Source organism: Hafnia sp. CBA7124, assembly GCF_002355555.1.
In the GTDB taxonomy this organism is placed as follows: domain Bacteria; phylum Pseudomonadota; class Gammaproteobacteria; order Enterobacterales; family Enterobacteriaceae; genus Hafnia; species Hafnia alvei.
This window is the reverse complement of record NZ_AP017469.1, coordinates 2,740,693-2,765,013: the sequence shown is the minus strand read 5'-3', so window position 1 is coordinate 2,765,013 and position 24,321 is coordinate 2,740,693. Positions and strand designations below refer to the sequence as shown.

Here is a 24,321-nt window from a genome sequence, read left to right as displayed (position 1 = left end):
GTGTTCGGGTCGGTTATGCGGCCTGCTCGGCGGATTCTTGCTCTTTCAACCAAGCAATTTCTTCGGCCCAGATATCAGGATTAACGGTTTCTAAAATCAATGGAATTCCGTCAAAGCGCGGATCGCGCATGATCCAACTAAAGGCCGTTTTGCCAATGTTACCTTCACCTAAGCTGTGATGGCGATCGACACGGCTATCGAAGGTGCTCTTCGCATCGTTAAGATGCATACCGCGCAGGTAGTTAAAACCAACGATACGCTCAAAGTGAGCAAAAGTTTTGCTGCATTCTTCCTCGGTACGTAAATCGTATCCTGCGGCAAAGGCATGGCAGGTGTCGATACAAACACCGACGCGCGATTTGTCTTCAACTCCATCAATAATGGCAGCTAAATGTTCGAAGCGAAAACCGAGGTTGCTGCCCTGACCTGCGGTGTTTTCAATCACCGCAGTCACGCCCTGTGTTTTATCCAAAGCAATGTTGATGGATTCAGCAATGCGTGCGAGGCATTTGTCTTCGTCAATCTGCATCAAATGACTGCCCGGATGGAAGTTCAGCAGCGTCAGCCCCAGCTCTGAGCAACGCTCTAGTTCGTCGATAAAAGCTTCACGCGATTTCTCTAGCGCTTCCTCAACGGGATGCCCAAGATTAATAAGATAGCTGTCGTGCGGCAGAATTTGCGCGGGTTGATAGTGATATTGAGCACACGCAGACTTAAATTTATCGATAACGTCGCTGCTAAGCGGGGCGGCTTTCCACTGGCGCTGATTTTTAGTGAACAGCGCAAACGCCGTTGCATTTAATTCGTGTGCGCGAATGACGGCCTGATCAACGCCGCCGGAGGCACTGACATGGGCTCCAACAAATTTCATTTTTTTCTCCTCATTTTGGGAGGCATTATGGCATTGATGGGGAGGCGAATGAATAGGTGGGAGGTTACGTCCTCCTAAAACCCCGAACTCTGCCTGTGCATCGTGCAGACGTTCGAGCAAGGGGGCTCAATTGCCTTTATAGCTTAAGTATGGGGAAAGGTTACGTCCGCCTAAAATCCTGAATTCTACCTATGCATCGTGCAGGCGTCCGTGTTAGGGGGCCAATCGCCGCCCCCTAACAACCCGGCTTGGCACCGTTCTTCAGCCTGCTTCGCAGGTTCCCTCATCTCGTCATTCCGGCTTTAACGGAACGAGCGACAATCGCGGATATTCGGCGCATCCTTGCGCCTCACCCCTACGGGGCCAACGCTAGCGTTGTTCAAATTTGCTCCCGGCAAATTTGTCCATGCCTCCGTCGCTCTTTTGCCGACGTCCAGTCGGCAAATTCTAGCCTTCATTCCTCTATTCGGCTGAAGAACAACGTGCCGGAAAAGGTCAAACCCAAAAGACAAAAGACAAAAGACAAAAGACAAAAGACAAAATCTTATCTGTTTTAAGTTTAAGTCATGGTATTTAGAGCAGTGAAAACAGGATGTTTTCACGAGGGGAGGAGGCGCCAAGGATGGCGCATGCCGACCCGGCGCGGAGATGGCGTCTCGGATAAAAGCGCGCGGGTGTTGGGTGCGCGCGCTGGCGCACCCGACTCGGTCGCCTTCTACTTAGTTTGTATGTGAATGCAGTGGCGGATAGGCGAACGAAACCTTACACCAATTCAGCATAGGCACTTGGCAGTCGAAACCTTACACCACCGCTTTATAAAAGCGCCGCCTATATCCACATTCCCACAAAATGATTAATCAACGCCCCACCAACTACCAACCAAACAAATAAAATACTCGCCAGCAAAATAGGTTTGATCCCTGCCTGACGGATTGCGCTGATATGGGTAGTTAGGCCTAACGCAGCCATCGCCATGGCTAGCAAAATGGTGTCCAAGGTAATGAGCTGGTGCACGAGCGCCGCAGGCAGCAGATCGAATGAGTTAAAACCAGCGACAACGATAAAGAACACCGCGAACCATGGAATGGTGATGGCTGATTTTTGTTTAGTTGCACTTTGCTTGCTGCTTGGCACACTGCGTGCAATAAAGCTGGATAAAATGACGAGGAACGGCGCCAGCATCATCACGCGGATCATCTTCGTGATAACCGCCGCATTACCCGCCTCATCGCTGATAGCACGTCCTGCTGCAACTACCTGTGCAACCTCATGGATGGTGGAGCCGATGTAAATACCGAAGCCTTCTTGCGTAGTTTGCAACCATTGGTAATGTTCATTGAGCTGGTACAGCCACGGATAGAAAAAGATCGCGATAGTACCGAAAATGACCACGGTAGATACCGCAACGGCCACTTTGCTGGCATCGGCTTTCACCACGGGTTCTGTTGCCATGACGGCTGCTGCGCCGCAAATACTGCTACCGGCACCGATCAGCATCACGGTTTGGCTATCCATACCAAAAACTTTACGTCCGACCCACATGGCCAGCAAAAAAGTGGATGTTAGCGTTATGGCATCAGTGACGATCCCAGTCATACCAACGTCGGCTATTTGCTGAAACGTCAGACGGAAACCATACAGAATAATCCCCAAACGCAGGAGCTTTTGCTTGGAAATATGAACCCCGACGGCGCAGGGTGCTTCAATGCTGGGGTAGATCGTATTACCTAAAATAATCCCGAAGATGATGGCCAGCGTCAGAGCACCGAAACCGAGATTTTCAACCCAGGCGATATTGCCGGCCCACATGGCAACGGCGGTAATAGCTCCCGCAAGAACGAGCCCAGGAAGCAAATTTCCAAGTGCATGGAAATAATGGGGAGAATTTTTTTGTTCGAAAGCACTGTTTGCGTGCATGGCTATCGTACCTATTGCTGTATTACTGATGCGAATAGAGTAGCGGCAGACAGCTTAAAAAAGAAATTGATTATATATTTATAACCTAACGATATAAGTGGTAATGAGGATGGATAACCGACAGAGAGAGTCTTTGTCGGTTACGCCAAATTAGCGATGATGACCGCCGTTATGGCCGCCGTTGCCATGATGATTACCATGGTTTCCACCGTTGTTATGGGAACCGTTGCCTTGGTGCCAATCGTAATGCGGTGGAGGCGACGAATGGCCATGATGGCCTCTGACAATACATCCGCTTAATGATGCCGATATTAATAATAACGCTGCTATTTTAATCATAATTTTCATTTTATAAGGCCTATTGGAATCGTTATTTCGACCGCAGAATAGTATTTGAATTTCAGCCAAAATATAGGTTTAATCTTAAATGGATAAATTAGTAATCTAATGATTTATATAGCTAATTTATTATATCGAATGTGGAGAAAATATGGAGAAATTAAGTATTTATTGTGGAGTTTTTCGCTCAAAGCGTGGCTGGGTTAATCGCGTGCAATGCTAATTAAGCCACACCTCACACTTTCGTGGCTGAAATATCTATCGACCGTTCAAATGTGCTATTACAAGGGAAGTGAACGACACATGTTGAACAGAAGGAGAAGTGAAATGGATTACGCCTATAAAGTCATTCTGGTTCCTGTTGATATTGAAGAACCCAAGCTTACCGAAGGGGCGCTTAACCATGCGGCCCATTTGGCTAAAATGTCGCATGCCAAAATTCGCTTGATGAACGTACGTCCTTCTATCCCAACATATTATATGGGTGAGCATCCTCAGCAATTAATGAAAATTCAGGATGACGCCACAACTAAAGTGCATAAAGAGTTAGAGGCACTGGGTGCTTCCCTTGATTTGTCATCAGATCAAGTCTCCGTCATGGTGACGTGGGGTTCGATTTATGATGAAATTTTAAAAGAGGCCGAAGCGTGCAACGCGGATTTAATTGTCGTAGGCTCGCGGCGCCCAAGCATGTCGACTTATTTAATAGGTTCTAATGCCGCGCGTGTTGTGCGACATGCTAAGACCTCGGTGCTTGTCGTTCGCTAAGAGCAAGTTAGCTAGGAGTTGTGCCTAGCGTTATAGATATAGAGTGCTCCGTGGTTGCTTTGCATAGTTGCGTAACTTATATGCAATCACGGAGAATAAGATTATTACCATGCTAATTCATTCATTCCACTCTCATCGCTGCCGTAAGTACTCGGTAGTCGCTAATGGCAACGACTAGCTTAAAATCTAAAATTATCGTTAAGCCTCCTATAAATAGGGGCATTCGCGTTATACTTCACAAATCCCTAGCCCTCTATGTTGGAGGCTGATATATGCTGCGCAGATAGGCATAGGGCATACATTTTATAAATATATTTTGACTGCCTTGGATCTTTTTTATGCACATTACCTTGCGCCAGCTGGAAGTTTTTACCGAAGTTCTTAAGTGTGGCTCGACGACCCAAGCATCGAGCGCGCTTTCCCTTTCTCAATCGGCGGTGAGCGCTGCGTTATCTGATTTGGAAACCCAACTCTCGGTGCGTTTGTTTGACCGAGTAGGAAAGCGTTTAGTTGTCAATGAGCACGGTCGTTTGCTTTATCCCAAAGCCATGGCGTTACTGGAGCAGGCAGGTGAAATTGAGCATCTGTTCCAAAGTGAAGCGGGTGCGTTGCGGATAGCGGCGAGCAGTACGATTGGCAACTATATTCTGCCAAAAATGATTGCAGGCTATCGTCGCGATTTTCCTGCAGTACCGCTTGAGCTGAATGTGGGCAATAGCCGAGATGTGATTAATGCAGTTGCCGATTTCCGCGTGGATTTAGGGCTGATTGAGGGCCCATGTCATATGCCTGATTTATTAACTCAGACATGGCAACAAGATGAATTGGTGGTGTTTGCCGCGCCAGACCATCCGCTTTTGCAAGCGCCAGTTACGTTAGATGCGCTAGCTCAGGCACCGTGGATCCTGCGTGAGGCAGGATCGGGCACGCGTGAGGTGGTCGAGCATATTCTGCTGTCACACCTGTCGCACTTTGATTTAGTGATGGAGCTGGGAAACTCAGAGGCCATTAAGCATGCGGTGCGCTATGGCATCGGCATTAGCTGTTTGTCACGCCGCGTCATTGAAGAGCAGCTGCAAACGGGCGTATTGGTAGAAGTTCCCGTGCCGCTACCGCGGCTTAATCGCGCGCTTTATCTTATTCATCACCGCCAGAAGCATATGTCCAAGGCGCTCGAACGTTTCCTAAGCTACTGTAGCTAGGTACTCAGAGACGATTCATCTTTTAGCAATAGCAGATGAACAAATAGACGCTACACTTAACAGTGGATTAACAGCTGACGCTAATAATCTACCGGCAATCATGAAGCTCTCTAATAAGATCAGATTGTTACTTTATGCAGGGGCCGGATTTGTTACAATCCGGCCTCTTCACTAATTATAGAGCAGATATAGGGTTCTAATGGCTCAGACAAACACTAAGACCTCCTCCACGGGGCGAGCACCGGCGCTGCGCCGGGAATTAAAAGCGCGGCATCTGTCGATGATTGCTATCGGCGGTTCTATCGGTACTGGGCTATTTGTTGCATCAGGTGCTACCGTTTCACAAGCAGGGCCAGGCGGCGCTTTGCTTTCCTATATCATCATCGGCTTGATGGTGTATTTCTTAATGACCAGTTTGGGTGAGCTGGCGGCATTTATGCCAGTATCAGGCTCATTCTCTACCTACGGTTCACGCTACGTAGAAGAAGGTTTCGGTTTTGCGCTAGGTTGGAACTATTGGTACAACTGGGCGGTAACTATCGCGGTTGACTTGGTGGCAGCGCAGCTTGTGATGGGGTATTGGTTCCCCGATACGCCAGGCTGGATTTGGAGTGCGCTATTCCTTGGCTTGATGTTCTTGCTGAACTACATCTCCGTTAAAGGTTTTGGTGAAGCGGAATATTGGTTCTCTCTGATTAAAGTGACAACGGTCATCATCTTCATCATTGTCGGTGTTGCGATGATCGCGGGTATCTTGAAAGGGGGAGAGCAGGCCGGTTTCCATAACTGGACGATTGGTGATGCGCCGTTTGCAGGAGGCTTCGCCTCTATGATCGGTGTCGCGATGATCGTGGGCTTTTCGTTCCAAGGGACAGAGCTTATCGGTATTGCGGCGGGCGAATCTAAAGATCCGGGCAAGAATATCCCAATGGCGATCCGTCAGGTATTCTGGCGTATCCTGCTGTTCTATGTGCTGGCGATCTTGATTATCAGCCTGATTATTCCTTATACCGATCCAAACCTGCTGCGTAACGACGTGAAAGATATCTCTGTGAGTCCGTTCACGTTGGTGTTCCAGAATGCGGGTCTGTTGTCTGCGGCAGCGGTAATGAACGCCGTTATCCTGACGGCGGTACTGTCTGCGGGTAACTCGGGGATGTATGCCTCAACGCGTATGCTGTTTACGCTGGCCTCCGAAGGGAAAGCGCCGCGTATTTTTGCCAAGCTTTCTGCAGGCGGTGTTCCACGTAATGCGCTGTATGCGACCACGGTTGTTGCGGGTCTGTGCTTCCTGACCTCGATGTTTGGTAACCAAGAAGTGTATCTGTGGTTGCTGAATACTTCAGGCATGACGGGTTTTATCGCCTGGCTGGGGATTGCCATCAGCCATTATCGTTTCCGTCGCGGCTATGTCAGAAAAGGGCTGGATCTGAACGCACTGCCTTATCAGTCAGGCTTCTTCCCAGTAGGGCCAATCTTTGCCTTTATCCTTTGCCTGATTATTACGCTCGGTCAGAACTATGAAGCATTCCTCGATGACCGTATCGATTGGTATGGCGTAACGGCAACCTACATCGGTTTACCGTTGTTCCTGATTATTTGGTTCGGCTACAAGCTAGTGAAAGGAACGCATTTTGTTCCCTATAGCGAGATGGAATTCCCAGTGACTAAGATTGACGACTGAACCTGATCGTTAATCCTTTAAAAGGCGGCCTGTGGGTCGCCTTTTTGCGTACTGGGAGAGGCTAAACATCACCAATCAAAAATGGCTAGAAAAGAAATAATAACCTTTCTAATTAAAAGACCAGTGAAATTAATAAGTTATCGGACTTAACAGTATGAGAAATAGGGGCAATAAAATAAATAAATCACATTGATAAGTATTATCATTTGCTTTACCATTTTGTGCACTTATGGAATTAGAGCAGGAGTGGTGAAGGTGAAAGACACCGTTAATGGAAGAAAATCGCGTTGGGGTATTCAATTACTCGCTGCGGCGACTCTGATGGGAAGTATCAGTTCTTGGGCTGCCACAGTAACGGATATCGCCGGGCGTAGCGTAGAAATCCCGGCTAAGGTTGACCGAATTCTCCTTGGAGAAGGGCGTTTATTCTATGCAGTCTCCCTGCTTGAAGGCAAAAAACCGTTCGACCGCATTGTGGGTTGGCAAGGTGACTTCCGCAAACTCGATCCACAGACATACTCTGTCTATCAGGCTAAATTCCCTGAAATCGATAAAATCCCTCTGATTGGTAACACTACCGCAGATAGCGTCAGCCCAGAAAAAGTATTGACGCTAAATCCTGACGTGGCGATCTTCGGCCTCTCAGGCCATGGTCCTGGCCGCGATAGCCAACTGGTGAAACAGCTAGAAAAAGCCGGTGTTCCGGTCGTGTTTGTCGATTTCCGTACTTCACCGCTGAAAAATACCTTACCGAGTATGCGTTTGCTGGGCAAAGTTCTGCACCGTGAGCAGCAGGCTGAGAATTACATCAATTTCTATCAAGATAACGTGCGCTTGGTTACTGATGTCACCAGCAAGATCCCTGATAGCCAAAAGCCTAGCGTTTTCATTGAGCTAAAAGCTGCGACCAGCGATGATTGCTGCGGTACCGCGGGTAACGGCAATATGGGTGATTTCATTGATTTGGCCGGTGGTAACAACATCGCGAAAGGCTTACTGCCGGGCGCGCTTGGGCAAATCAACCTCGAAAAAGTGCTGTCAGCGAATCCAGATGTTTACATTGCTAGCGGTGCGAAAGCTCCTGATGCTAAAGATCCCGGTATTAAATTAGGTGCGAAGGTTACCGAGCAGCAGGCAAGAGACAGCTTGAACTCGGCGATGCAGCGCACCGGTATCAGCACATTGAAAGCGGTGCAGGATGGCAATTCTCACGCTATTTGGCATAGCTACTATAACTCGCCATATAACGTTTTAGCGGTTCAAGCCTTTGCTAAATGGATTTATCCAGAGAAGTTTGCTTCGTTAGATCCTAAAAAGACCATGGATTCCATGTATCAGCAGTTTCTTGCTGTCGACCCAAGCGGCACCTATTGGGTTGATGCTAAAGCGTCGAATCAGTAATAAGAATCACTCCTGCCAGCCGCCGCCAGCAGGGGTGACCCGTCACAGGTAACAACATGAGTTCAACCACTGAGCCAATGAGCGCTGCAAAACGTTACGATGCCAGCGAAGTCAAAGGTCACTACCAGCGTATTGTGCGTCATCGTTTGATGATAATGGGCGTCATCGTGTTAGCTATTTTAGGATCGCTAATCCTTGATTTCACTATGGGGCCTTCTGGTTTGTCATTAAGTACGTTATGGCAAACGCTGTGGCAGCCCGAAATCGCGGATGCAGGCACCCGCGTTATTGTTTGGGATATTCGTCTGCCTTATGCGTTGATGGCTATCGTTGTTGGCTTAGCGTTAGGGTTAGCCGGTGCCGAGATGCAAACCATCCTGAATAATCCGCTGGCCAGCCCGTTCACGCTGGGCGTATCTTCCGCGGCGGCCTTTGGTGCCGCACTGGCTATTGTTTTGGGCATTGGTTTTCCGGGTATCCCCGATCAGTGGTTTATCTCCGCAAACGCCTTTATCTTCGCGCTGTTTGCGGCGTTGATGTTGGACGGTATTACGCGCTGGACGCGGGTTGCGACATCGGGCGTGGTGCTGTTTGGTATTGCGCTGGTCTTTACCTTTAACGCTTTAGTTTCGATGATGCAGTTCATTGCCACGGAAGATACGTTGCAAGGCTTAGTTTTTTGGACCATGGGAAGCCTTGCGCGTGCCTCATGGGAAAAACTGGGCATTTTACTGTTGGCCTTTGCCATTCTGATGCCGATTTCAATGATGAGCTCGTGGAAATTAACCGCGCTGCGTTTAGGTGAAGATCGTGCCGTGAGTTTTGGTATTGACGTTAAGCGTCTGCGTTTAGGCACATTGCTGCGTATCAGTATCTTGTCTGCATTAGCCGTGGCGTTTGTGGGGCCGATTGGTTTTATTGGCTTAGTGGCTCCGCATATTGCCCGTTTGATTTTCGGTGAAGATCATCGGTTTTATTTACCGGCCAGCGCATTGATTGGTGCGCTGGTGCTGTCGATGGCGTCCGTGGCGTCAAAAAATCTGATCCCAGGCGTAATTATTCCTGTCGGCATTGTGACATCGCTGGTGGGCGTACCTTTCTTCCTCAGCATCATTTTGCGCCATAGGGGGAATGTATGAATCTTGGATTAGAGATTTCACATTTTAATGCGGGGTATCCGCGTCGTGCGGTGATTGAGGATCTATGTGTATCTACGCTGCCCCGCGGGAAAATCACCGTTCTGTTAGGGCCAAACGGCTGCGGAAAATCCACGCTGCTGCGCTCTTTGGCGGGGTTAAATCGCGCTTCTGGCCAGCTTTTACTCGATGGCAACGATCTGATGGCACAGCCATTCAGTGAACGAGCCAAGCAGGTGGTTTATCTGCCGCAGTCTTTACCGGCGGGCGTTCATCTTCATGTGTTGGAGTCCATTATCGTGGCGCAGCGAGCGTCCGGTGGTCTGAGTCGCCAAGGCAATGAAACGGAAGTGATGCGTTTGCTGGAGCAGCTTGGGATTTCACATTTAGCGCTGAGCTATTTGGATCAGCTGTCTGGAGGTCAAAAGCAACTGGTGGGATTGGCTCAATCATTGATTCGCCAGCCTTCGCTGTTGCTGCTTGATGAACCGCTGAGTGCCTTGGATTTGAATTATCAATTCCACGTGATGGACTTGGTACGCCGTGAGACTGCACGCCGCAATATTGTCACCGTGGTGGTCGTACACGATATCAATATCGCGCTGCGTCATGGCGATCATGTATTGATGTTAGAAAACGGAAAGCTGATTGCGGATGGCAAACCCGCTGAAGTGATTACGCCAGAAAGTTTGGCTCGCGTGTATGGCGTCCGTGGACGCATAGAACACTGTTCGCAGGGAATGCCTCAGGTTGTGATCGACGGATTGGTTGCGGAACCCTCCATCTAACCCTTTCCCTGCCAGCGCATGAATAACGGCGCTACCTGTTATCATTTAATTGGGCTATCCGTTGCGGATAGCCCGATGCGATAGCTTTTGTCTATCACCAGAACAGATGTTTTTGTAGAAGTAGGCATTTTTATTGAAGTGAAAAAGTGGGCTGAACGGCGCCATAAGAGCGCTACACCTATTAAATAATAATCATTCTAATAATTATTTAAAATTAACCTCATGGAGATTTACCAAATGGCTAAGGCAAAACTTAACCCGTTAGCAACTTTATTGCGCGGGGGGCTTTGCGTACCGTTATTCATCGCAGCAGCACCAGTGATGGCCGCGGAAGGGGACGATGTGATGGTTGTCACCGCTTCAGCAACTGAACAAAACCTGAAAGATGCACCAGCCAGTATTAGCGTCATTACACGCGAAGACTTGGCTAAAAAGCCGATTCAGAACTTGAAAGACATTTTGCAAGAAGTGCCGGGCGTGCAGCTGACTAACGAAGGTGATAACCGCAAAGGCGTGAGTATCCGTGGTTTAGACAGTAGCTATACGCTGATCTTGGTGGATGGCAAGCGGGTCAGCTCACGTACGGCGGTGTTCCGCCATAACGATTATGACCTAAGCTGGGTACCCGCTGAGGCGATTGAGCGTATCGAAGTGGTGCGCGGCCCAATGTCTTCGCTTTACGGCTCTGATGCTTTAGGCGGCGTAGTGAACATCATTACCCGCAAAGTGGGTAAAGAGTGGCACGGTTCCCTGAGTGCCGATAGCACTATTCAGGAACACCGCGATCGCGGCGATAGCTATAACGGTAGCTTCTATACCAGCGGCCCGTTGATTGATGATGTGCTCGGGGTAAAAGTCTTTGGTAATTTGGGCAAGCGCGAAAAAGATGATGCCCAGAAATCGACGACCAGCAAAACGGGCGAATCGGGGCGCATAGAAGGATACACCACGCGTGATGCTAACGTTGAGTTCGCATGGACGCCAGAAGCGAATCAGGACATGACCTTTGGCTATGGTTTTGACCGTCAGGATCGTGATTCTGATTCTTTGGATAAAAACCGTCTGGAGCGTCAGAACTACTCGATTGGTCACAACGGGCGTTGGGATTTAGCGAATACCGAAATTCGCGCCTATGGTGAAAAGATTGATAACTACAACGAAAACCGTATTACGGCGAAAAATAACGCCATCGACGGGAAAGTTGTTGTGCCCCTCGGTGAGCTGAATCAGCTATTCACACTGGGTGGTGAATACCGTAACGATAAACTGAGCGATCCGGGTAATCTGAAGGGCAGCGGTTCAACGTCGGCCAATCAATACGCGCTGTTTGTGGAAGATGAATGGCGGATCTTCGAGCCGTTGGCCTTCACCGGCGGCGTTCGTATGGATAACCACGAAGATTATGGTGTTCACTGGAGTCCGCGTGCCTATTTAGTTTATAACGCGACGGACACCGTGACGGTAAAAGGTGGCTGGGCAACTGCGTTTAAAGCGCCATCGTTATTAGAACTGAGCCCTGATTGGCAGTCAGCTTCTTGCCGCGGGGCTTGTAGTATCGTCGGTAGCAAGGATCTGGATCCTGAAACGTCCGAAAGCTTCGAACTGGGCTTGTACTATGCTGGTGATGAAGGGATGTTGGACGGTGTGAATGCCAGCGTGACGGTGTTCCAAAACAATGTGAAGGACATGATTAACGTTAATCGTACTTCTGATAAATCGGCTGCACCTTCCTATCCAAACTTTGTTGGTTTTGATAAAGAGGGTAAGCCCATTTTCCGTTACTACAACGTTGATAAAGCGCGCATCAAGGGCGTTGAAACCGAGTTGAAAGTGCCGTTTACCGATGCGATAAGCATGAGCATGAACTATACCTACAACGATGCACGTGACTTAACCAATGATCGTCCACTGAGCACTCAACCGTTCCATACGGCGAACAGTACGTTAGACTGGAAGCCAATCGAAGATTGGTCATTCTATGTATCGGCTAACTATTCTGGCAAGCGCCGCGTGGTGTCTAGCTCGGATAAACCATCTGGCGGCTATACCGTTTGGAACACCGGTGGTGCTTATCAGATGACCAAAGATCTGAAGCTGCGCGCAGGCGTGTTGAACCTGTTGGATAAAGATCTGAATCGTGATGATTACAGCTATAACGAAGAAGGCCGTCGCTACTTTGTGGCTGCAGATTACACGTTCTAATTCATTGTTTGATTGAACGTACTGTATAAAAAAACCCGCCAGATTGGCGGGTTTTTTGTTGGTTCAGGAAATTATTTAACCTGATGACCCGGTTGTGCACCGCTGTCAGGGCTGAGCAGGAAGATATCTTTTCCACCAGGGCCTGCGGCCATCACCATGCCTTCAGACATGCCGAAGCGCATTTTACGCGGAGCCAAGTTAGCCACCATTACGGTTAAACGGCCAACCAACACACTTGGATCCGGATAGGCAGAGCGAATACCAGAGAATACCTGACGGGTTTCACCGCCGAGATCAAGCATCAACTTCAGCAATTTGTCCGAACCTTCAACGAACTCGGCGCTTTTGATTTCAGCAATGCGCATATCCACTTTGGCGAAATCATCAAAGGTGATGGTCTCTTGAATCGGCTCGTCGGCTAATGGGCCAGTCGCTGGTTTGGATGCTGCAACGGCGGCTGCCGCAGCGGCTTTACCTTCTTCAATCATGGCTTCAACTTTCGTCATTTCAATACGGTTAAACAGCGCTTTGAAAGCGTTAACCTGATGGTCGAGCAACGGTTGGGAGATGCTGTCCCAGGTCAGTTCGGTATTCAGGAACGCTTCAGTACGCTCGCTTAATGAAGGCAGAACCGGTTTCAGGTAAGTCATCAGAACGCGGAACAGGTTAATCCCCATTGAGCAGATGGCTTGCAAATCGGTATCGCGGCCTTCTTGCTTCGCGACGACCCACGGAGCTTGTTCATCAACATAACGGTTGGCCAGATCGGCTAACGCCATAATTTCACGAATAGCTTTACCTGACTCACGGCTTTCATAGGCTTGAGCAATTTCATCCGCAGCGTCAACAAAGGTCTGATAAAGCGCAGGATCGGCTAAGTGTTCAGACAACTTGCCGCCAAAGCGTTTATTGATGAAACCGGCGTTACGAGAAGCTAAGTTCACAACTTTGTTAACAATATCGGCATTCACACGCTGTACGAAGTCTTCCAGATTTAGGTCGATATCGTCGATACGCGAGGAGAGTTTTGCCGCATAGTAGTAGCGCAGGCAATCGGCATCCAAATGGTCCAGATAAGTGCGCGCCTGAATAAAGGTGCCACGGGATTTGGACATTTTGGCACCGTTAACGGTGACATAACCATGGACGAATACGTTGCTTGGCTTGCGGAAGTTACTGCCTTCCAACATGGCCGGCCAGAACAGGCTGTGGAAGTAGACGATATCTTTACCGATGAAGTGATACAGCTCGGTAGAGGAGTCTTTTTTCCAGAACTCGTCGAAGTCCAGATCGCCACGCTTGTCGCACAGGTTTTTAAATGAACCCATGTAGCCGATAGGCGCATCTAGCCATACGTAGAAATATTTACCCGGCGCATCAGGAATTTCAAAACCGAAATAAGGTGCATCGCGGGTGATATCCCACTGCTGTAGGCCAGATTCAAACCATTCCTGCATTTTGTTCGCGACCTGTTCTTGCAGTGCACCAGAACGGGTCCATGCCTGCAGCATTTCGCTAAACGACGGCAGATCGAAGAAGAAGTGCTCGGATTCACGCATAATCGGCGTGGCACCAGAGACAACAGATTTAGGCTCGATAAGCTCGGTTGGGCTATAGGTCGCGCCGCAAACTTCGCAGTTATCGCCATATTGGTCTGGTGACTTACATTTCGGGCAGGTGCCTTTCACGAAACGGTCTGGCAGGAACATGCCTTTTTCCGGATCGTAAAGCTGAGAGATAGTGCGGTTTTTAATAAAACCGTTTTCTTTCAGGCGACCATAAATCAGGCTAGACAGTTCACGGTTCTCTTCGCTGTGCGTGGAGTGGTAGTTGTCGTAGCTGATATTAAAGTCGGAGAAATCTTTCTGATGTTCCTGACTCACGGCAGCAATCATCTGCTCAGGCTCAATACCTAACTGCTGAGCTTTCAGCATGATAGGTGTCCCGTGGGCATCGTCCGCGCAGATAAAGTGCACTTCGTTGCCGCGCATTCGCTGAAAACGAACCCATACGTCTGCCTGAATGTGCTCGAGCATGTGGCCGAGGTGAATTGAGCCGTTGGCGTACGGAAGCGCGCACGTCACTAGAATTTTTCTTGCGCTTGCTTGGGAGGTGACTGAAGCCATAGTGGATTTGCTGTCTCTTTTAAGAATGGAACGGTGCTAAAGATGTTACCTGATTGAGTCCGATGCCGCTAGGCTGCTGTGTTTGTTAAGTCATTTTCTTTGTTAATGCAGGGAAAGTAAGTTGCATAACGCGCAGTGAATGGAGTTCTGGTATGCTTATTAACGTTCTGTCGATTAGCAAAATGGCTGTATAAGTGAATTATGTCAGCGGACAAAAATATACCCGTCATACTTCAAGTTGCATGTGCGTCGTCGCCTTCATGCCGCTCGAATTATTTGGGTATAAATACGCTTTACAGCGCCATCTGAAGATAAAAATGAATGACACAAGGAGCCGGGATGAGCAATAAATCCCATGAAACGTCCACTCCCGAAGCACTGCGGACGCAGGTCAGTGAAATTCTCGCTGCCTTTACCCACCCAACACTGAATCACCCGCTGAGTGCGCTTAAAGCTCTGCATCATTGTGCACTGCTCGATAACACCCTGCATATTGAACTGATGATGCCATTTGCGTGGCAAAGTGGTTTTGCCGCATTGAAAGAGGCCACCAGTGCCGAGTTGTTGCGCGTGAGCGGTGCAAAAGCGGTTGAATGGCGTCTTTCACATAATATTGCAACCTTGAAACGAGCCAACGATCAGGCCGGAGTGAAGGGTGTTCGTAATATTATTGCCGTGAGTTCTGGCAAGGGCGGGGTGGGTAAATCCAGCACCGCCGTGAATCTGGCGCTAGCGTTAGCCGCTGAAGGCGCGAAGGTCGGGATTTTGGACGCCGATATCTACGGCCCATCGATTCCAATGATGCTAGGTACGCCAAACGAGCGTCCTACGTCACCTGACGGTCAGCATATGGCGCCGATCATGGCGCATGGTCTGGCAACGAATTCCATCGGATATTTAGTCACCGATGATAATGCGATGGTGTGGCGTGGCCCAATGGCCAGCAAAGCGTTGCTGCAATTACTACAGGATACGCTGTGGCCTGATCTGGATTATTTGGTGCTGGATATGCCGCCAGGCACCGGCGATATCCAGCTTACGCTGGCACAGAACATCCCGGTTACCGGTGCAGTAGTTGTGACAACACCGCAGGATATTGCGCTATTGGATGCGATGAAAGGCATCGTCATGTTTGAGAAAGTCCATGTGCCCGTATTGGGCGTGGTTGAGAACATGAGTATCCATGTGTGCAGCAACTGTGGATTCCACGAGCCAATTTTTGGCACCGGTGGTGCAGAGAAACTGGCAGAGAAATATAAGATCCGTCTGCTCGGTCAACTGCCGCTGCATATTTCGCTGCGCGAGGATTTAGATCGTGGTGAGCCAACCATGGCCTGTCGTCCAGACAGCGAATTCTCACTTATTTACCGCCAATTAGCAGCTAACGTTGCAGCCCAGCTGTACTGGCAGGGTGAATCAATCCCGACCGAGATTGCATTCCGCGCGCTGTAAACGTTGCAATGACATTTTGAATATAAAACGGGCATCCCAGCAGATGTCCGTATTTTCACTGATTAAAACCTGCAAAATTCTGGTATCAGCCAGCTTTACTCCCTATAATTGCCGCGTCCCAAGCACGCAGCCCTGAGCTGTCTCTGCTTAGCCTCCCGTCGAACATTTAACACCAGGTCTTAAAAATTATATGACTGACAACTCCCATCAGTGCGTCATTATTGGCATCACGGGCGCATCTGCCTCAGGCAAAAGTTTGATCGCCAGCACACTTTATCGTGAATTACGTGAACAAGTGGGTGAGGAGCACATCGGTGTGATCCCGGAAGATTGTTACTATAAAGACCAAAGCGATCTGACGATGGAAGAGCGGGTTAAAACGAACTACGATCACCCAAGCTCGATGGACCATAGCTTGCTGTTTCAGCATTTACAGATGTTAAAAGCAGGCAAAGCCATCGAACTTCCGCAGTATAGCTACGTTGAACATACCCGCAAGCAAGGCACCATTCATTTAGAACCTAAGAAAGTGATTATTTTGGAAGGCATTTTACTGCTGACCGATGCACGCCTGCGTAATGAACTGAACTTCTCTATTTTTGTTGATACTCCGCTTGATATTTGCCTCATGCGTCGAATGAAGCGGGACGTTAACGAACGTGGTCGTTCAATGGATTCTGTTATGGCTCAGTATCAAAAAACAGTGCGCCCAATGTTCCTGCAGTTTATTGAGCCGTCTAAGCAATATGCCGACATTATCGTGCCACGGGGTGGGAAAAACCGTATTGCGATTGATATTCTGAAAGCTAAGATCAGCCAGTTTTTTGAATAACCGATTTCGTTTTCTATTAAAGCCCGCTTAATGCGGGCTTTTTTGTCGGCCAGTTTTGTTAATTGTCGTAATATTTGGGAAACGATGTCTATTTTAAAAGCAACAAACCGTTTGAATCATTTCAGAATATTAGGGGTTCAGGTACTATGTCTTCTTAGTTTGCAGCCATTGCTGCTTTGCCTGTAACGGAGAGAAAACCATGAGACTTTGTGACCGCGATATTGAAGCTTGGCTAGACGCGGGAAAACTCACTATTTCACCTCGCCCACCGGTAGATCGTATCAACGGTGCCACCGTCGACGTGCGCTTGGGAAATAAGTTTCGTGTTTTCCGCGGGCATACAGCACCTTATATCGATCTGAGCGGACCGAAGGCGGAAGTTGCCGAAGCGCTAGAACGTGTCATGAGCGATGAAATTATCCTCGGTGAAGAAGAGGCCTTTTTCTTGCATCCGGGCGAATTGGCGTTAGCCGTTACGTTAGAATCTGTGACATTACCCGCTGATTTAGTTGGTTGGTTGGATGGACGCTCTTCGCTTGCACGCCTAGGATTGATGGTGCACGTTACGGCACATCGCATCGATCCAGGCTGGCAGGGATGTATCGTATTAGAGTTTTATAATTCTGGAAAATTGCCTTTGGCATTGCGCCCCGGAATGCCGATTGGCGCACTGAGTTTCGAACCGTTATCTGGCCCTGCTGCACGTCCTTACAACAGCCGCCAAGATGCAAAATATCGTGATCAGCAGGGTGCTGTCGCGAGCCGTATCGATAAAGATTGATGTGTATAATTGCCGCGGGTGTGAGTTTTCGACGCAGTTTATCCCGAACCTAAACACTACGGTTTTACAACGCTTGCCTTGAGATAGAGGATGGCATGAGACGATTTCTGACGACCATAGTCATTTTACTGGTTGTGTTAGCGGTTGGTATGACGGCGCTGGTATTGCTGGTGAATCCCAATGACTTTCGTAGCTATATGGCGAAGGAGGTGCAGCAGCGTACAGGCTATGACCTACAGCTAGATGGCTCTCTGCGTTGGCATGTTTGGCCTCGTCTTAGTATTTTGTCTGGGCGGATGTCGCTGACGGCTCCAGGCGCTGCGCAACCTGTGGTCAGTGCGGAAAACATGCGTTTGGACGTTGCCTTGTGGCCACTCTTATCTCATCAGCTTGATGTTAAGCAGGTGATGCTGAAGGGTGCAGTGATTCGCTTAACGCCAGACAGCGACGCGCAGAAGCCGGAGAATTCACCAATTGCTCCCTCGGGTTCGCGAGAACCGTCTAAAGACGTTGCGTGGAAGCTGAACATTAAAAAAGTTCAGATCAAAGACAGTTTGTTAATTTGGCAACAAGATAAAGATGACCAAATTAATATGCGCGATATTAATTTGTCGATCGATCAAGACAGCGAACGTCAGGCCTATATTGAGTTTTCGAGCCGTATTAATCGTAACCAACGCGATCTCAGCTTTAAGCTGGCGGCAAACGTAGATTTGAGTAGTTACCCACAGCGCTATAGCGCCATTGTTTCCAGTTTTGACTATCATTTGGCAGGCGTTGGATTACCTACGGATGGGATTGCAGGGCAGGGAAGTGCAACGGTCAGTTATCAATTACAGCCACAGTTGCTAGATATCTCGAATTTGCAGATAACGGCTAACCAAAGCCAGCTTCAGGGGCGCGTTCAAGGCTCAGTGCAGGCCGATGGTGAGTCAACATACAAAGTTGATTTAACATCAGCGGCGCTCAACCTAGATAATTTATTGGGCTGGCAGCCGCCAAGTGATTCAGATGCAGGCAGTGCCAACACCTCTCAGCAGAGTGGCCCTCGCTCGCCCGTTACCTCTAATTCTCAAACTATTTCTCAGCCTGGCGAAATGGCATTTTTACGCGACTTTAATGCCGACGTAAAAATTCAGGCCAACCAAATTGTCTATCATGGATTGACGATCGCTGATTTTTCTCTGCAGGCGCAAAACCAGCAGGGTACAGCGACGTTGCAGGACCTTAGCGGCAAGCTTGGGCATGGAACGTTTAAAACGCAAGGGACGATCTCTGTCGTTGATAATCAACCTGCGCAAATGACGCTTACGCCGCAGATTGAAAATATCGCGATGGGGCCCGTGTTGCATGCGTTTGGGCAGCCAGAAACGTTTGTGGGCGATCTCACGCTAACCGGAAAGTTTAATGGTTCAGGCGTCACATTAGCAGACGTTATGCAACGTTGGGACGGTCATGCACATATATCGATGGCTAACGCACGGCTTAACGGTATGAATATTCAGCAGTTGATACAGCAAGCGGTTGTTCGTAGCCACTCAGAGGTTACCGCTGCAGATAGCTACACGGATTACACCAAAATTCAGGAGCTCAAAGCGGATACTGTACTGCGACAGGGTAATCTGCGTATTACTCAGTTCTTTGGCCGCTCTGAAATTTTAACCGCGGGTGGCTCTGGACTGATAAACCTTGATAAACAACGTTGTGATATGAGCTTAAATGTTCGCGTTCTTGATGGGTGGAAGGGCAAAAGCAACGTGGTTAAAACCTTGCAAAAAGCGGTGATCCCACTACGAATTTACGGCCCTTGGCAAGAGCTGAGTTACTCGCTGGATGTTGATAAGGTATTACGCAGCGAGCTGGAGCAAAAAGCCAAAGATGCATTAAATAATTGGCTTGGAAAACACCAAGATTCGAAAGAGAAGAAAGATTTAGAGCGCTTACTGAAGAAGCTTTAAAGACTTAAGGTGTGATTTCACATTAAGCCGCAGCAATTTTGCTGCGGCTTTTCTATTTTAATTTCTGATTTTTTCTTATTTCAAAAAAAAGATGAAATGCAATTGAGATTCCTTGAAGCAAGTGACCAATCACAAACTTGTTACGGCAAAAACAAACACGGGAAATCGTTGACCAAAGTCAGTAAAATCGTCTGCCTTTTTCGGCAGAGTTCGATAGTTTAATTGGTTAACTGGCGCAGTGGTGGTGGCTTGTTCGTTTTTTCGCCATTGAGGCTATTCAAGTTCCGCAGAGAACTTATTTAAAGCAATACCTATAGAGGCTTTTATATGATTGAGTTGTTAATTGGTGTCATCGTGGCGACGGGGGTAGGTCGATACATCATCAAAGGCTATTCGGCTACCGGAGTATTAATGGTTGGTGGGATCCTACTGCTGATTATTAGTGCTTTGATGGGGCACCAGATATTACCGGCGAGTGCAAAACCGACAGGGCTGAGCGCAACTGACATTGTCGAATATATTAAAGTCTTGCTGATGAGCCGTGGTGGCGATTTAGGCATGATGATTATGATGCTCTGTGGATTTGCCGCCTATATGACCCATATCGGGGCGAATGATATGGTGGTGAAACTGGCATCTCGTCCTTTGCAGTACATCAATTCTCCCTATTTATTGATGATTGCGGCGTATTTCGTCGCTTGTCTGATGTCACTGGCCGTTTCTTCGGCGACAGGGTTAGGTGTATTGCTGATGGCGACGCTGTTCCCTGTGATGGTGAACGTTGGGATTAGCCGAGGTGCTGCGGCCGCGATCTGTGCATCACCGGCAGCGATCATACTTGCACCAACGTCAGGCGACGTGGTGCTGGCTGCCAAAGCCTCTGAAATGCCGCTGATTGATTTTGCGTTTAAAACCACGCTTCCCATTTCTATTGCAGCCATTATTTGCATGGCGATTGCTCATTTTTTCTGGCAACGTTATTTAGACAAAAAAGAAAATGTCTCTCATGAAATGCTGGATGTGAGTGAAATTAAAACCAACGCACCTAGCTTCTACGCCTTGCTACCATTTACGCCCATTCTAGGAGTTTTAATTTTTGACGGCAAATGGGGTCCAGAGCTGCACATCATTACCGTTCTTGTGATTTGCATGCTTGGTGCAGCAATCATTGAATTCCTGCGCGGCTTTGATGCGCAGAAAGTCTTTGTGGGATTGGAAGTGGCATATCGCGGTATGGCAGACGCTTTTGCTAGTGTCGTAATGCTCTTAGTTGCTGCAGGCGTTTTTGCTCAAGGGCTAAGCACCGTAGGCTTTATCAGCAGCTTGATAGATTTAGCACAGTCGTTTGGCACCGGTGGAATTATCATGATGCTGGTTCTGGTGGTGATTACCATGTTGGCTGCAATGACCACAGGATCTGGCAATGCGCCTTTCTACGCGTTTGTGGAACTGATCCCTAAACTTTCAGCTCAGATGGGCGTCAACCCCGCCTATTTGACGATACCCATGCTACAGGCATCTAACCTAGGCCGTACATTGTCACCTGTTTCTGGTGTGGTGGTGGCCGTGGCGGGGATGGCAAAGATCTCTCCGTTTGAAGTGGTGAAGCGTACTTCTGTACCTGTGCTGGTTGGACTGATTGTGGTTATAGTTGCAACTGAAATTCTGGTTCCTATTCATTTGTAATAACAGTTATATATTACAGATACACAAAAGCGGGCAAAGCCCGCTTTTTTAATCGATAAATATTATCCGAGACGTAATTTAGACTTCATAATCATCGTCAGGCACCGCAAGGGGCGTGATTTTAATTTTCAGGATCCTGTGGCTGTTAATTTCTAACGGCTCGAACATATAATCACCAATTCTAATTTGCTCACCCACGTTCGGAATGCGCTGCAGATACTCCATCAATAAACCCGCTAGCGTGTGGTATTCGCGCTTCTCATCGATTGGCAATGGCATATAAAGCACTAAGTCCTCTAGCGGCATATAACCGTTGGCGATCCACGTGCCATCGTCGTTTTGCTGGATATCATGGCGCGGGTCGATGTCTTCACCGGCAACAGGAAGATTACCGGCAATGGTCTCCATGACGTCTGTCAGCGTGACTACGCCCTCAACGGAACCAAACTCATCAACCACAAAGGCAAAGTGAGTCTGCGCCTGCCTGAACTGCTCTAAAGCCATCAACAACGACACGCCTTCAGGGAAAATCAGTGGTTGCTTCACCAACGCCCTAAGATCGAGTTTCTCGCCTTGCAACTGTTGCCTCAGCAGGTCGATGACATGAATAACGCCCAATGGTTCATCGGCGGCATTATCATCGGTTACTACAATGCGCGTATGCAGGTTTTTTTGTAATAGCTCATCCAGCTTACTTTGCGGATCGCTGAGGTCCAACTGCTCAACATCGTGGCGGGATGTCATTATGCTACTCACGGTGCGTTGTGCCATGCCTAACACGCGCTCGATCATCATGCGTTCTTGCGGAATAAACAGGTCGGCCTCACCGCGATTATCGGCAATTAGGCTAGAGGTATTGGCATCGAGCTGTGCTTCTTCATGTTTGCCACTCAACAAGCGTAAAACGGCTTCAGCGGTGCGCTCACGTAGTGGGCGTGATGACGAGAGGAATCGTCGCCGGTTATATTGAGAAAGCTGATTCAAGACCTCGATAATTACTGAGAAACCGATGGCTGCATACAGATAGCCTTTTGGAATCAGATAACCGAAGCCTTCTGCGACTAAGCTAAAGCCAATCATCAGCAGGAAGCTCAAACACAGAATGATGATAGTGGGGTGGGCATTCACAAAATTGGTTAGCGGCTTACTGGCAAGCAACATCAGGCTGATGGCAATACATACGGCTGCCATCATAACGGCAAGATGTTCAACCATGCCCACGGCGGTGATAACTGAATCCAGTGAGAACACTGCATCAAGCACCACAATTTGGATCACCACTGGCCAGAACTTGGCGCCTTTGCGCTGGTTGTGGCTCTCATGGTCTTTGCCCTCAAGCCGCTCGTTCAATTCAACGGTGGCTTTGAAGAGTAAGAATATCCCACCAGTCAACATAATCAGATCGCGAGCACTAAAGCCGTGCCCGTTGAGGGTCAGGATTGGCTTGGTTAGCGTTGCCAGCCAAGAAATGGACGCCAGCAGCACAAGGCGCATCACGAGCGCCAGCAATAAGCCAACGATACGCGCTTTGTCACGCTGTTGACGAGGTAGTTTCTCTGCCAAAATCGCAATAAAAACTAGGTTATCAATACCTAGCACAATCTCAAGCACGACCAGTGTTGCCAGCCCTGCCCAAATAGTCGGATCGGCGATCCATTCCATACGCTTCGTTATACCTTCAGAGTTGTTACAATTATTCTCAGAGAATGATCGGTGGTTCGAGCGATAAATTCAAGTGCAAGCGTGCAAAGGGCTTGCGGTAACTATGGATATTCAACAAAAAGTTCAATTTGTATGTCAATTTGTGCATTTCTAAAACAGCTAAACTTTTTGTGCATATTTATCCTTGTATCAGGCCGCTAGAAGTATGAGAATTAGCCCGCACTGAAAAGTGTAAGAAATAGTGAGAAGAGTGAAAGTTCCTAAAAAGGGACTGGGTTAAGAATTATCTGAGGTGGGGGCATCCGACAGGAGTGTACCCTGCCAGCAGCCTCATAAGGCCTACATCGCCGCGATTTTTAACAGTGCATTGGTAGCTGACGAGCCAAGGGCGGTAGCGTGGGTGAGACCTTTTAAAGATTATATGTTTTATATAAGATTTTGATGATTTCTCAGATGAATTAACGGCCGATATTTATCAGCGAGTCTAGATATAACGGAAGGATTCTGACGAGACATATGTAATACCACTGCAGGTATAAAATATAATCGCAAAAAATAATTCTAAAAAGCTGATCTTAACTTTATAAAATTAAGAAAGCCGTGGAGCACAGTAAAATGAATATATTATTATTTGGTAAAAATGGTCAGGTTGGTTGGGAGCTTCAGCGCTCTTTGGCTCCACTCGGTAATATAATCGCTGTTGATTATGATTCGTCAGAATATTGCGGTGATTTTAGTAATCCTGAAGGGGTAGCAGAAACCGTTCGTAAAATTAAGCCTGATATTATTGTTAATGCGGCCGCACATACCGCTGTAGATAAAGCAGAAAGTGAGCAAGAATTTGCTCAGTTGTTGAATGCTACCAGCGTAGAGGCAATAGCTAGAGAGGCTGAAGTAATTGGTGCATGGCTAATTCACTATTCAACCGATTATGTATTGCCAGGAACTGGTGATAAGCCATGGGTAGAGACTGACGAGCCATCGCCTTTGAACATTTATGGTGAAACTAAACTTGCTGGTGAGCGGGCCATTCAAAAGAAATGTACAAAACACCTCATCTTCAGAACGAGCTGGGTATATGCAAGTAAGGGAAATAACTTTGTTAAGACCATGCTTCGTTTAGGCGTTGAGCGTGAAGAACTCTCTATAATTGATGATCAGCATGGTGCTCCGACAGGCGCTGAATTATTGGCTGATTGTACAGCCCATGCAATACAAAAAGCGTTATCTAACCCTAATGTCGCAGGGATCTATCATCTTGTAGCTTCCGGTACCACAACGTGGTTTGAGTTTGCTAACCTGGTGTTTGCAGAAGCACAAGCAGCAGGAATTGAATTAAAAGTAAAAAAGACGTTGCCTGTTACCACCTCGTCTTACCCTACGCCAGCTGTGCGGCCTCTCAATTCAAGACTTGATACAACCAAATTTAGACAAACATTTGGCCTTGAATTGCCGAATTGGGACGTTGGTGTTAAGCGCATGTTGCATGAGCTATTTTCTGCATCTGTAAAATAAT

General features: G+C 48.1%; 18 protein-coding genes. 13 read left to right on the top strand and 5 right to left on the bottom strand.

Annotated features, from left to right (window positions below):
* Window positions 1-13: 13 nt before the first annotated feature.
* From nfo to CPY98_RS21075, 3 genes are all read right to left on the bottom strand, one after another.
* Window positions 14-871 carry a deoxyribonuclease IV gene (gene nfo / locus CPY98_RS12945; RefSeq protein ID WP_096387986.1) on the bottom strand — a complete coding sequence of 286 codons (858 nt, stop codon included), beginning with the start codon at window positions 869-871 and terminating at the stop codon, window positions 14-16.
* 828 nt (window positions 872-1,699) lie between these two features.
* Window positions 1,700-2,788 (bottom strand): YeiH family protein, encoded by a 1,089-nt coding sequence (locus CPY98_RS12940; protein WP_040044613.1) that lies wholly within the window; start codon window positions 2,786-2,788, stop codon window positions 1,700-1,702.
* A 140-nt stretch (window positions 2,789-2,928) separates the two neighbouring features.
* Window positions 2,929-3,060 carry a hypothetical protein gene (locus tag CPY98_RS21075; RefSeq protein WP_255407691.1) on the bottom strand — a complete coding sequence of 44 codons (132 nt, stop codon included), beginning with the start codon at window positions 3,058-3,060 and terminating at the stop codon, window positions 2,929-2,931.
* Window positions 3,061-3,454: 394 nt separating this feature from the next.
* On the opposite strand from CPY98_RS21075, the gene CPY98_RS12935 reads away from it, so the two are divergent.
* The 7 genes from CPY98_RS12935 (at window position 3,455) to cirA (ending at window position 12,308) form a co-directional block, all read left to right on the top strand.
* Window positions 3,455-3,895 (top strand): universal stress protein, encoded by a 441-nt coding sequence (locus CPY98_RS12935; protein WP_043493930.1) that lies wholly within the window; start codon window positions 3,455-3,457, stop codon window positions 3,893-3,895.
* Window positions 3,896-4,233: 338 nt separating this feature from the next.
* The gene (gene yieE / locus CPY98_RS12930; protein WP_025798153.1) at window positions 4,234-5,097 is read left to right on the top strand and encodes a DNA-binding transcriptional regulator YeiE; all 864 of its coding nucleotides are present in this window, start codon (window positions 4,234-4,236) and stop codon (window positions 5,095-5,097) included.
* Window positions 5,098-5,296: 199 nt separating this feature from the next.
* Window positions 5,297-6,781 carry an amino acid permease gene (locus tag CPY98_RS12925; protein WP_025798155.1) on the top strand — a complete coding sequence of 495 codons (1,485 nt, stop codon included), beginning with the start codon at window positions 5,297-5,299 and terminating at the stop codon, window positions 6,779-6,781.
* Between the two features lie 321 nt (window positions 6,782-7,102).
* Window positions 7,103-8,182 carry an ABC transporter substrate-binding protein gene (locus CPY98_RS12920; RefSeq protein ID WP_227660675.1) on the top strand — a complete coding sequence of 360 codons (1,080 nt, stop codon included), beginning with the start codon at window positions 7,103-7,105 and terminating at the stop codon, window positions 8,180-8,182.
* A gap of 56 nt (window positions 8,183-8,238) precedes the next feature.
* The gene (locus CPY98_RS12915) at window positions 8,239-9,321 is read left to right on the top strand and encodes an iron ABC transporter permease (protein ID WP_040044609.1); all 1,083 of its coding nucleotides are present in this window, start codon (window positions 8,239-8,241) and stop codon (window positions 9,319-9,321) included.
* On the top strand, window positions 9,318-10,106 hold the full coding sequence (locus CPY98_RS12910; RefSeq protein ID WP_043493926.1) for an ABC transporter ATP-binding protein: 789 nt from the start codon (window positions 9,318-9,320) through the stop codon (window positions 10,104-10,106). Before CPY98_RS12915 ends, CPY98_RS12910 begins: the two co-directional genes overlap by 4 nt.
* 237 nt (window positions 10,107-10,343) lie before the next feature.
* A complete protein-coding gene (gene cirA / locus CPY98_RS12905; protein ID WP_157743847.1) occupies window positions 10,344-12,308 on the top strand; it encodes a catecholate siderophore receptor CirA in 1,965 nt (654 codons plus the stop codon).
* 71 nt (window positions 12,309-12,379) lie between these two features.
* Here the strand turns inward: cirA and metG are convergent, their stop codons facing one another.
* Window positions 12,380-14,434 carry a methionine--tRNA ligase gene (gene metG / locus CPY98_RS12900; RefSeq protein ID WP_096387982.1) on the bottom strand — a complete coding sequence of 685 codons (2,055 nt, stop codon included), beginning with the start codon at window positions 14,432-14,434 and terminating at the stop codon, window positions 12,380-12,382.
* A 339-nt stretch (window positions 14,435-14,773) separates the two neighbouring features.
* Between metG and apbC the strand changes: the two genes are divergently transcribed.
* From apbC to dcuC, 5 genes are all read left to right on the top strand, one after another.
* Window positions 14,774-15,886, top strand: a complete 1,113-nt coding sequence (gene apbC, locus CPY98_RS12895) for an iron-sulfur cluster carrier protein ApbC (protein ID WP_040044606.1) — start codon at window positions 14,774-14,776, stop codon at window positions 15,884-15,886.
* Between the two features lie 190 nt (window positions 15,887-16,076).
* Window positions 16,077-16,718 (top strand): uridine kinase, encoded by a 642-nt coding sequence (gene udk / locus CPY98_RS12890; RefSeq protein WP_025798168.1) that lies wholly within the window; start codon window positions 16,077-16,079, stop codon window positions 16,716-16,718.
* Between the two features lie 199 nt (window positions 16,719-16,917).
* Complete coding sequence (gene dcd / locus CPY98_RS12885) at window positions 16,918-17,499, top strand: dCTP deaminase (RefSeq protein WP_025798169.1); 582 nt, start codon at window positions 16,918-16,920, stop codon at window positions 17,497-17,499.
* A 95-nt stretch (window positions 17,500-17,594) separates the two neighbouring features.
* Window positions 17,595-19,457 (top strand): outer membrane assembly protein AsmA, encoded by a 1,863-nt coding sequence (gene asmA / locus CPY98_RS12880; RefSeq protein WP_043493917.1) that lies wholly within the window; start codon window positions 17,595-17,597, stop codon window positions 19,455-19,457.
* A 327-nt stretch (window positions 19,458-19,784) separates the two neighbouring features.
* Window positions 19,785-21,143: an anaerobic C4-dicarboxylate transporter DcuC gene (gene dcuC, locus CPY98_RS12875; protein ID WP_025798173.1), complete on the top strand. Its 1,359-nt coding sequence runs from the start codon at window positions 19,785-19,787 to the stop codon at window positions 21,141-21,143.
* 78 nt (window positions 21,144-21,221) lie between these two features.
* Here the strand turns inward: dcuC and CPY98_RS12870 are convergent, their stop codons facing one another.
* Entirely contained in the window at window positions 21,222-22,805 is a 1,584-nt protein-coding gene (locus tag CPY98_RS12870; RefSeq protein ID WP_025798175.1) for a TerC family protein, read from the bottom strand.
* 600 nt (window positions 22,806-23,405) lie between these two features.
* On the opposite strand from CPY98_RS12870, the gene rfbD reads away from it, so the two are divergent.
* Window positions 23,406-24,320, top strand: coding sequence for a dTDP-4-dehydrorhamnose reductase (gene rfbD, locus CPY98_RS12865; RefSeq protein ID WP_227743403.1), 915 nt, complete (start codon window positions 23,406-23,408; stop codon window positions 24,318-24,320).
* Window position 24,321 lies beyond the last annotated feature (1 nt).

What these genes read in the sequence shown, in the direction of transcription:
- nfo (WP_096387986.1), bottom strand. Translation starts at nt 871, where the DNA reads ATGAAATTTGTTGGAGCCCATGTCAGTGCCTCCGGCGGCGTTGATCAG.
- CPY98_RS12940 (WP_040044613.1), bottom strand. Translation starts at nt 2,788, where the DNA reads ATGCACGCAAACAGTGCTTTCGAACAAAAAAATTCTCCCCATTATTTC.
- CPY98_RS21075 (WP_255407691.1), bottom strand. Translation starts at nt 3,060, where the DNA reads ATGGCCATTCGTCGCCTCCACCGCATTACGATTGGCACCAAGGCAACG.
- CPY98_RS12935 (WP_043493930.1), top strand. Translation starts at nt 3,455, where the DNA reads ATGGATTACGCCTATAAAGTCATTCTGGTTCCTGTTGATATTGAAGAA.
- yieE (WP_025798153.1), top strand. Translation starts at nt 4,234, where the DNA reads ATGCACATTACCTTGCGCCAGCTGGAAGTTTTTACCGAAGTTCTTAAG.
- CPY98_RS12925 (WP_025798155.1), top strand. Translation starts at nt 5,297, where the DNA reads ATGGCTCAGACAAACACTAAGACCTCCTCCACGGGGCGAGCACCGGCG.
- CPY98_RS12920 (WP_227660675.1), top strand. Translation starts at nt 7,103, where the DNA reads ATGGGAAGTATCAGTTCTTGGGCTGCCACAGTAACGGATATCGCCGGG.
- CPY98_RS12915 (WP_040044609.1), top strand. Translation starts at nt 8,239, where the DNA reads ATGAGTTCAACCACTGAGCCAATGAGCGCTGCAAAACGTTACGATGCC.
- CPY98_RS12910 (WP_043493926.1), top strand. Translation starts at nt 9,318, where the DNA reads ATGAATCTTGGATTAGAGATTTCACATTTTAATGCGGGGTATCCGCGT.
- cirA (WP_157743847.1), top strand. Translation starts at nt 10,344, where the DNA reads ATGGCTAAGGCAAAACTTAACCCGTTAGCAACTTTATTGCGCGGGGGG.
- metG (WP_096387982.1), bottom strand. Translation starts at nt 14,434, where the DNA reads ATGGCTTCAGTCACCTCCCAAGCAAGCGCAAGAAAAATTCTAGTGACG.
- apbC (WP_040044606.1), top strand. Translation starts at nt 14,774, where the DNA reads ATGAGCAATAAATCCCATGAAACGTCCACTCCCGAAGCACTGCGGACG.
- udk (WP_025798168.1), top strand. Translation starts at nt 16,077, where the DNA reads ATGACTGACAACTCCCATCAGTGCGTCATTATTGGCATCACGGGCGCA.
- dcd (WP_025798169.1), top strand. Translation starts at nt 16,918, where the DNA reads ATGAGACTTTGTGACCGCGATATTGAAGCTTGGCTAGACGCGGGAAAA.
- asmA (WP_043493917.1), top strand. Translation starts at nt 17,595, where the DNA reads ATGAGACGATTTCTGACGACCATAGTCATTTTACTGGTTGTGTTAGCG.
- dcuC (WP_025798173.1), top strand. Translation starts at nt 19,785, where the DNA reads ATGATTGAGTTGTTAATTGGTGTCATCGTGGCGACGGGGGTAGGTCGA.
- CPY98_RS12870 (WP_025798175.1), bottom strand. Translation starts at nt 22,805, where the DNA reads ATGGAATGGATCGCCGATCCGACTATTTGGGCAGGGCTGGCAACACTG.